This is a genomic window from Kocuria sp. CCUG 69068, assembly GCF_020833785.1.
Taxonomy (GTDB): Bacteria; Actinomycetota; Actinomycetes; order Actinomycetales; family Micrococcaceae; genus Kocuria; species Kocuria rosea.
Genome location: NZ_PDDL01000261.1, coordinates 1 through 769, shown reverse-complemented (window position 1 = coordinate 769; position 769 = coordinate 1). Strand labels below are relative to the sequence as shown.

1 protein-coding gene is annotated in these 769 nt (G+C 78.8%); it reads left to right on the top strand.

Annotated features, from left to right (window positions below):
- Positions 1-194 precede the first annotated feature (194 nt).
- Entirely contained in the window at positions 195-755 is a 561-nt protein-coding gene (locus CRM73_RS19420) for a copper resistance CopC family protein (protein ID WP_095650358.1), read from the top strand.
- Positions 756-769 lie beyond the last annotated feature (14 nt).

Below are 769 nucleotides of genomic sequence, written 5' to 3'. Positions count from 1 at the left end.
GCGCGCCCGCCGTCGACCCCTGCTGCCGGTCCTCCTCCCGGGACCCGCCACGCTGCCCGCCGGCTGAGCCGGACGGCCGCGGGGCGCCGCCCGGGCCACCGACCTCGGCAGGACGTCCGACGGCCCGTGCCCGCCGCCGGCCCTCCCGGCCCGGCGGCCCCGCCCACCGCCGCCCGGCCCTCCGAGGAGACCCCATGCCCACGTCCACCACCCGCCGCACCGCCGCCCTGCTGGCAGCGGGAGCCCTCACCCTCCTGCCCCTGCTGCCCGCGGCCGCGCACGACGAGCTGACCGCCGTCACGCCGGAGCCCGACTCCGTCCTGACCACCGCGCCGGAGGAGCTCGAGCTCACCTTCTCCGGCGAGATCATGGACATCGGCCACCAGATCCTGGTCACCGACTCCGAGGGACGCTCCGTGACGGAGGGCCCGCTCGAGCCGGTGGGGAACACGGTCGTCCAGCCCCTGGCCGCGGCCGGCGCGGAGGACGAGACCTACCGCGTGGTCTGGCGCGTGGTCTCCGGCGACGGGCACCCCATCGAGGGGACGTTCAGCTACGACGTCGGCTCCGGCGGCGAGCCCTCGGCGGACCCGAGCGCCGCGGTCGAGGACGCCGCCGCGAGCGCCCAGGACGCCGCGGACCGCGCCTCGTCCGGGGACGTCCCGCTCTGGCTCGTCGCGGTCGCGGGCGGGGCCGTGGCCCTCGCCGTGCTCGGCGTGGTGAGCCTCGTCTCGAGCCGGCGCCGCAAGGGCTGAGCTCCCGGGGTCCG

Bases quoted from the DNA above. Each gene is read 5' to 3' on its own strand.
- CRM73_RS19420 (WP_095650358.1), top strand. From the start codon at position 195: ATGCCCACGTCCACCACCCGCCGCACCGCCGCCCTGCTGGCAGCGGGA.